General features: G+C 42.4%; 5 protein-coding genes and 1 pseudogene. 2 read left to right on the top strand and 4 right to left on the bottom strand.

Going from position 1 to position 8,394, the window contains the following annotated elements; all coding sequences use genetic code 11:
* The 3 genes from CXF82_RS10360 to CXF82_RS10350 all read right to left on the bottom strand — a co-directional run.
* Window positions 1–501 (bottom strand): Solitary outer membrane autotransporter beta-barrel domain (locus tag CXF82_RS10360; RefSeq protein ID WP_180961197.1); only part of this gene is annotated, 501 nt, incomplete at its 3' end.
* 156 nt (window positions 502–657) lie between these two features.
* Window positions 658–957 (bottom strand): hypothetical protein, encoded by a 300-nt coding sequence (locus CXF82_RS10355; RefSeq protein WP_102044148.1) that lies wholly within the window; start codon window positions 955–957, stop codon window positions 658–660.
* 110 nt (window positions 958–1,067) lie between these two features.
* Window positions 1,068–2,126 carry an isoaspartyl peptidase/L-asparaginase family protein gene (locus tag CXF82_RS10350; protein ID WP_101091001.1) on the bottom strand — a complete coding sequence of 353 codons (1,059 nt, stop codon included), beginning with the start codon at window positions 2,124–2,126 and terminating at the stop codon, window positions 1,068–1,070.
* A gap of 148 nt (window positions 2,127–2,274) precedes the next feature.
* Here CXF82_RS10350 and CXF82_RS10345 point away from each other — a divergent pair, with 148 nt between their 5' ends.
* The gene (locus CXF82_RS10345) at window positions 2,275–4,110 is read left to right on the top strand and encodes an autotransporter assembly complex protein TamA (protein WP_374702367.1); all 1,836 of its coding nucleotides are present in this window, start codon (window positions 2,275–2,277) and stop codon (window positions 4,108–4,110) included.
* Window positions 4,107–8,132 (top strand): translocation/assembly module TamB domain-containing protein, encoded by a 4,026-nt coding sequence (locus CXF82_RS10340; RefSeq protein ID WP_102044147.1) that lies wholly within the window; start codon window positions 4,107–4,109, stop codon window positions 8,130–8,132. Before CXF82_RS10345 ends, CXF82_RS10340 begins: the two co-directional genes overlap by 4 nt.
* A gap of 84 nt (window positions 8,133–8,216) precedes the next feature.
* Here the strand turns inward: CXF82_RS10340 and CXF82_RS10335 are convergent.
* Window positions 8,217–8,394: pseudogene (locus CXF82_RS10335) on the bottom strand (fatty acid metabolism transcriptional regulator FadR); the annotation flags it as partial.

The following is an 8,394-nucleotide window of genomic DNA, read 5'->3' as shown; positions in this document are numbered from 1 at the left end:
ATTCTCATACCAAATGGCTTGTGATCCAATCCCTATTTGGGTTTTCCAATGATCAGTTAACTCGTATTGCCAACGCTGTTCAGCTTGAAACAGATAACTTTTCTCCGACAGCTGATCGATGTCATTCAATGGCTGAGAAAAATCTACCGTCTGATTTGAACCAATATAAGATAACTTGAAGTAAGTCGATGTTTGCCAATGAGCAGAAGCTTGTGTCACATCACCGTTCCACGGCAAAGAATATGTTTTAAGCTCGCGCCGTCGCTGAAGAGAACTTTGTGAACCCGTGTCTAAATCACCAAAATCAGCGAACGAACTAGGATCAAAATTAACGACGCCTAACGTAATCAAGCTTGCATCTGTTAACACTATCGAAGTCGCGATGTTTTCTCGAGTCACTCGACTGACCATATCATCTAAAGAGTCTATGGATGGCTCCGCACTGTTAACGCAAGCGCTATACAGTATGGCCAGACAGCAAACGACAATTAATAAGCGCATATTAGAAAAATGACAGTGTTAAGATTGGAATGATAAAGGGAGTATAGCAGTGTTAAATACCGGCTTTATACCATCCCGCATGACTCATAGCATCTCTTTCTACATTTATCCATGGGGGCCAAGCAACTGACCAATTGCATAAGTTTATCAGTATTGTCATTGCTTTATATTCTGATACCTTGATAGCGCATCGTTACGTACCAGCCCTCTTCTCACATTCTGACACAGTTTGGCAAAACGACTAATATCTCCCAATTGCGGAATGTCACCGTTAGCCATGGCGCTTTCCCAGTAGCACAGCTCACTATCAACCAACTCCAGTAGTTTTTTAGGACAACCAATACAACTACCTTCAGGGCCACAAACAAACGTTGCAGGATCTTTTAAGGGTAACTCAAGTTTGACTTGCTCGATAATGTTCTGCATTGCAGTAATACGATCGGGTTTGGGCGACATAGAACACATCGAATTTAACAATAATAATTATTCATTAGTATATCGCAATATACGTAGGTCGATATGTGTACTAAAGCCCATTAATTTGCTTTAGTACACATTGGGGGCCTCTACATATCAGACCAAATCATCACTTGAGCGGGTTCGCCACCTTTGCGGGTAGCGCGGTACATTCCTTCGGTATTAAACGGCGTTGCAATATTACCCCGTTGGTCGATTGCGATGACACCACCACTGCCACCAGCGGTAATGAGACGTTGATTAATCACTTCATCTGCCGCTTGTATTATGGATTTCTTTTGATATTTTACTTTTGCGCATATATCGCCTGCCACGTGGTAACGAATAAAGAACTCACCATGACCCGTTGCAGACACTGCACACACGCCATTTTCGGCATAAGTGCCGGCACCAATGACTGGCGAGTCACCAATACGACCAAAACGTTTAGCCGTCATTCCACCAGTTGAAGTTCCCGCTGCAAGGTTGCCATGTTGATCTAAAGCGACCGCACCAACGGTACCGAACTTATAATCGAGTTCCATATAGTCGAGTGCACTTTGTTTATAATTGTGACCCGTGCTCGCTTGATACTCTGGATTGGATTCAGCTTTGTTGATTTTCTCTTTAGCATTTTGCAGTTGTTGATAGCGGCTTTCAGTATCAAAGTGATTAGCTGGCACCAATTGGTAACCTTGCGTAAGTGCAAACTCTTCAGCGCCTTGACCCGAGAGCATCACATGAGGTGATTTTTCCATAACTGTTTTTGCCAAATCGATCGGATTTTTAATATGCCTAACCCCCGCAACGGCGCCTGCGTTCATGGTCTTACCATCCATAATCGACGAGTCCATTTCATGGGCACCATCATAAGTATAAACCGCTCCTAAACCGGCATTGAATAGAGGGCTGTTTTCGAGTACGTTAATTGATACTTGCACTGCATCAAGACTATCACCGCCGTTTGCCAATACTTTATACCCGGCATCGATAGCTTCTTGTAACTTAGCGCGATAAGCCTTTTGTTGTGATTCAGTCAAACTGGCTTTGGAAATTGTGCCGGCGCCGCCATGTATTGCAATAGAAAATGGCTTTTCAGCCGCAAATGAAGTTGAGCTAACAGTGACGAATACCAGTAAACCGGCGGCTAAGATTGGGGAATAATTCATAAACTCTATCCAATTATATTTATTTGCTCTCTTTGTAACCATTTTCGACCATAATTACAATCAGCAACTTGCTTGAGTTCACTATTCTAGTGACAATAGGGACATAAAAATAAAGCTAATAATAAGAGCCTGATATCTTTTGATAAGTTTGATTCGAGCAACGACCAAATTGTTATTTTTGATCAGTGTATTACTGACATCTTTTGCCGCTTTCGCAAACGACTGGTTAACGCTCAATATCAAGGGCGTAAAAGGCAGTCTGGAGCGGAACGTAAAAGCTCACCTTGGCGCCTTGCCAGATTCAAATGTGAAAAGACGCGCTTTTATTTTTAACGCAGAAGACAATATCAATGCAGCCATGCATTCGATGGGTTATTACAACAGTAGCGTCAAACAGGAGTTTATAACCCACGAAAACGGCCCTTGGGTACTCAACTATGTCATCACACCAGGCGCACCAACAACGGTGCGTTGGGTTGATATACAAGTTGACGGAGAATTGCGCGACGACATTCTATTCGAACAATGGCTAGCGCAACTATCAATCCGTCCAGGAGATAGGCTTAATCATGGCGTATATGAAGAGTTAAAAGGTCAATTACTGACTTTATCTCTAGCGCGGGGTTACTTTGATGGTAAATTCGTAAAAGCAGAAATTGAAGTTGATCGGGATTATAACAGTGCAAAAATCGCGCTGCATTACGACTCAGGTAAACGATATCATATAGGCCAGGTAACCTTTACTGGGCACACACTGCAGCCACAAATACTGCAAGAGCTTATCCCCTTTGACGTTGATGCTCCCTACAGTACCGGTAACCTCGGACAACTTAATCGGCAACTGCTCGATACCGGCTACTTTTCAAACATTAAGGTATTACCGTTAGTTGAGCAGGTAGAGGGATTATTGGTGCCTATTAGAGTCGACTTAAGTCCAAAACCAGATCACTCTATTGAGCTGGGTTTAGGTGTCGATATTGGTAATACGATTGATAACACTATCGAGCCAAGAGTCCGAGTCACTTGGCGTACGCCGCAGATAAACAGTTATGGTCACTCACAAGAAACAACGGCGGAATGGGCCCCCGACAGACCCAAATTTTTAACCACTTACACTATCCCGCTAACGCACCCACTCGATGACCAACTTAAATTACGTGTTGGTATGCTGCGTGATAAATATGGTGTTACTCAAGTTTATAACACTGATGACCGCAAATTTGAGAATACTGGACAGCTCGAGTCATCTAAAATGACTTTTGCGGTGATCCGTCAACAACGTTTGGGATATCAGTGGATTGTAAACTATTCTGCTGAAATGATGAAAGAGAGTTATACCCAATCTGGCGTTGATTATGATCCCCGCTTTGTCCTTTTGGGCGCTAACGTGTCTAAAACTTCTCGTGGAGACAATTCACTCGATCCAAAATCTGGATTTTTGCAATATTACAGCCTTGAGTATGCAGATCCGAATTTAGGTTCTGAAGTACGCCTTGCGCGTCTACAAGCAAAGTTTAAATGGATCGAAACATTCTTTGATAAACATCGCATCGTCTCTCGTTTAGATCTTGCCGCGAACCTAACCAACGAAGGTAATTTGGCTGAAATACCGCCATCTTTACGCTATTTTGCGGGTGGTGACCAAAGTATTCGTGGTTACAGCTATAACGAATTAGGCCCGTCTATCGACTCAGTTAATGATAAAGGAGAAGTAATTAGAGAAGTCGTTGGTGGACGTTACTTAATGGTTGGCAGCATTGAATACCAATATTACGTCACCCCAAGTTGGCGAGTTGCCACTTTTGTTGATGCGGGTAATGCGTTTGACATCAACCAGATAGAAGCGATAACGTCGGTTGGTGCTGGCGTGCATTGGATATCACCTATTGGTCCCGTCAAATTTGACGTGGGCGTTGGCTTAAAAGAAACCGATACGATTAGCAGGCCTTGGCGGATCCATATCACCATGGGAGCAGAGCTATGAGTGAACTCAATAATAGTATCTCAAGCTCAGGTGATACAAAAATTGCAAGCTCACCGACACTGCCACCTCAAACGGTATCAACACTGTTATGGCGTTGGTTTAAACGCATTAGCCGGGTAATTGTTTACCTTCCATTAGCACTGCTTATCTTGTTCGCCATCATTATAGGCACCAATTTTGGGACTCATATTGCTGTAAAGGTAGCTGATATGCTGGTGCCCGATCTTAATGTTTCTTATCAATCAGGAAAGATAAACCGACGCTTAATACTGGACATCGGCAATTGGAAAATGCCCGGCGTAAAAGTTGAAACAACCGATCTGATATTGGATTGGAACCCAATGTGTTTAGTCCAAAAGCAGCTTTGCGTTAATGAACTCAGCGCAAGCAAAGTCAATGTTGAGATTGATACAGCTCTTATTGGTGCACCTCCTTCCAGTGATATGACCAACGATACTGCCAATACTGATATCGCACTGGTTGATTTAGCCACTCGTGATGCATTAGTTACTGATGGTGCTCGTCAATCTGTCGAAAATATACTCAATGAGATTACAAAAAACCAAGAGATAATTCTGCCTTTCGGCATCAAATTAGATGTTGGCTCACTGAGCCAAGTGACCGTTAGTGTCAACGATATGGACTTTAATGCCGCCCAACTTGATCTCAGTGCTGAATGGCAAAGCACCGGAATTAGAGCAAGGACTATTTACGCTGAAGGGTTACTGGTATCGATCCCATTTAATAACACAATAAAAGACCATCAAGCAGTCACCACCAAGATTGCGCCGCAGTCTGCCGCTGAGACCACCGCGGCAGCGACTGAAAAAAAGAGCATTGATGCAAAGGATGACACCGAGTGGGCAATGGCACATCTGCCCGAAGTTTTTATGCCCATACCCGTTTATGTTGAAGCGCTAGAAATCAATAATGGCGACTTAATCCTAGGCCCAAGAAAAGATCACTTCAACCGTGTTTACCTCAGTGGCAGCTATCAAACATTTCTGATTAATATATCAGCATTTTCGGCAAGTCATTCTTATGGCACAGTCGATTTAGAAGGGGAAATGTCCCTTTCTAAAGATTATCCAATGGATTTTGAGCTAGATCTAACACTTGATCATGTCACTGAAATCCCCGGGTTACATAACCAGCAACTTCATGCCATCGTAAGCCAAGGGTTTAATCAGCTTAAAAGCGAGATCCAAGGCCAAGGACAGTTTGAATTTGAACTATCGTCAAGCATTGCTCTCACTAAACCTACGATACCTTACTCGATATCATTAACATCGAACAAACTACAATGGCCATTAACTGAACCTGAGTTTATAGCCACTGATATTGACTTAAACACCAAGGGTGACCTTAACCTACAACAGATTGATCTCAAGACTAATTTTAACTCTCATTACCATCCATTGTTAAAGGTTGTTAGTCAGTTTGAGCACAAAGAACAAACATTGGATTTTAGTCAGCTTGAAATAGAAAGCCAGATGGGAAATGTGACGTTAAAAGGCAACTTAAATTATGGTAAAACACTCTCATGGAACTCCCATTTCATGAGCGAAAAATTAGATTTAAGTCAACTCAACTTTGGCTTAAAACAATCCTTGCCTAAGAGTGACATCAATGGTGCCATGACAACAACCGGGCAATTAGTACTAAAAGATGCTCAATGGTCTTTAGGCATAACCGACGCTAGCCTCAACGGAGATGTCGCGGGTTACCCTCTTACGTTAGATGGCGATCTAACCCTAAATAACCATTGGTATTTAAGCTCCGCTGGACTTAACATTCGCGCGCTGCAAAGCTCACTCTATATTAAAGGCGAAGTGGATAAACGTTGGGCATTGACTGGCGAGCTAAAAGTGCCAGATTTAAGTTTATGGCTTCAAGATGCTAGCGGAAAAGTTAATAGTCATATTGATGTGTCGGGCGAATCTGAACATCCAAATATTAATGTCTCCCTTCTCGCTAACAATCTAAAACTGAAGCAGTTGGCACTGGAAACTCTCACGTTAAATGGCCAATACCAACCGGCGGATAATCAAGCATTTTCAGCTAAACTGACCTCTGAAAAATTTAGCTATAATGATATTAATCTAGAGAGTATTAATCTTAATAGCCATGGCGATCTCAACCAGCAATCATTGCAGTTAGAAACCCAAGGGGAAATAGCCCTAAAAACTGACTTTAATAGCCAATACGATGACGAAAAAAATGCCATTACAGCACGCATTAACCAATTATCGGTATCATCAATCCTTGGTGTTATTAATCTCGATAAACCGCTTAATGGCCTTTACGATTTAACCCTCGCAAAGGGTGAGCTCAGCTCGTTTTGTCTATCGCATATCAGTGGACAATTATGTTCACAAGCCCCCATTAAACTCGGGCTAAGCGGTGAAGCCAAAATTGAATATATCGGAGACGTTGGAGTGTTAGTTGAACCTTGGCTACCTAATAGCGTCAACTGGCATGGTCCGGCCAAATTAGCAACGGAGTTTAAATGGTTTGACCAAGGTAAACCTACAGGTTTATTGCAGTTTGAGCTTACCCCGGGAACCCTCGACTTCCAAGCAAAAGCAACCAACAAAAACGAAGTCACTATCAACTATAAGTCTCTTCTTGTTAATAGCCGACTCAACGAGCAACACCTTAAAACCTCTGTTGCATTTGAATCAGATGAGATAGCGAGCCTAAATGCTGATTTATCGATAAACGTAACCCCAGATAGAGCCATCGACGGTGCCCTATCGCTACAACAAATAAACTTGCAAGCATTGGCACAGCTATTACCTCAATTAGAAGTATTAGAAGGGGTCATTTCGAGTAACTTAAGTATCGGGGGCACACTTTACGACCCACAGGCATCAGGTGATATCTCCCTGAAAAAGGGTTCTATATTGGCCACGGCCAACCCAACCCTTGTTGAAGATATTGATTTGAATCTGACTTTTGCGGGTAAAAAAGCGCAAATAGACGGAGAGCTAAAAATGGGCGATGGGCTTGCTTATATTGATGGCCAGCTCAATTGGCTAGATAAGAAAATAAAAGGCAGTTTCAACATAAAAGGGAATGACCTTGCGGTCATTCAACCTCCCCTCGCGATTTTGAGTATTGGCACTGATCTTAATATCAGCTTCACTGATCACTCAGTAGATGTAAAAGGTGACATTAATGTGCCATCTGGCCACATCACTATTGTCCAATTACCCGAAGGTGCCGTTGCCGTTTCAAAAGATGTGGTATTTAAAGACAGCCTCACCACTGAAATGAAAAAAGCCACACCGTTAGCGGTCTCGGCAGAGGTCAATTTAAACATCGGCGATAATCTCAAAGTTGATGGTATGGGACTCGATGGCAAGTTGTTAGGCAAATTAGAGTTAAAGCAGAGTCCTTTTAGACCCCCTCTGCTGTTTGGTGAAATTAAAGTCATCGATGGGACTTATAAATTCATGGGACAAACATTACAAATTAGGGCTGGCGAAATGCAATTCATAGGTCCTATGGATCTACCAAATTTAAATATTGAAGCTGCTCGCGAGATAAAAGAGGAAGATGTAGTGGCAGGGGTTCGCATCACAGGCACACCAATGAAACCCATTGTGAACCTTTTTTCTAATCCAGCCAAAGAGCAGGCAGAAATTTTAAATTACATTATCAGAGGCACAGGACTTAACAGTAGCGACGGAGATCAAAATAGTGGCCTGATGATGGGGGCAGCACTCAGCCTCAGTAATCAAATTGGCGGGGGTGCTATCGGCAATATTGGCAATACCGCCACCGGGATCATCGAGAAAATTGGATTTTCAAATGTTCAACTCGACGCCAATGATGATGGCCGATTTGCGATTAGTGGCTTTATTGGTGAGAACCTAATGGTGAAATATGGAATTGGTGTATTCAATCCGGGTTATGAAATGACAGTGCGGTATTACTTATTATCACAACTCTATCTTGAAACCGTATCCGGTACGATTGAGCAATCTTTAGATATCTATTACAGCTTTGACTTGTAACTTATCACGGCTCACAAAAAAGCCATCATATTTGATGGCTTTTTTTGATTTCAATAATCACATTACATCAACAAGATATATTGATTATGTATTAGAGTGACCAAGCTCTACGGGCATTTTGTCGCGTAAACTCTGCCACATAATGCCACTATTAATGCCGTAGGTTCGCATTAATAGCGCTACATCAGCATGATTTTTATCAATTGCTAACTGTTGCAACTGCTTATAAAAATCCATTGCTAAAGCGCGAGCATCGGCACTA

The organism is Shewanella sp. GutDb-MelDb (assembly GCF_002836075.1).
Taxonomy (GTDB): Bacteria; Pseudomonadota; Gammaproteobacteria; order Enterobacterales; family Shewanellaceae; genus Shewanella.
Note: the sequence above shows the minus strand (reverse complement) of the source record. Positions and strands in the feature narration are given on the sequence as shown.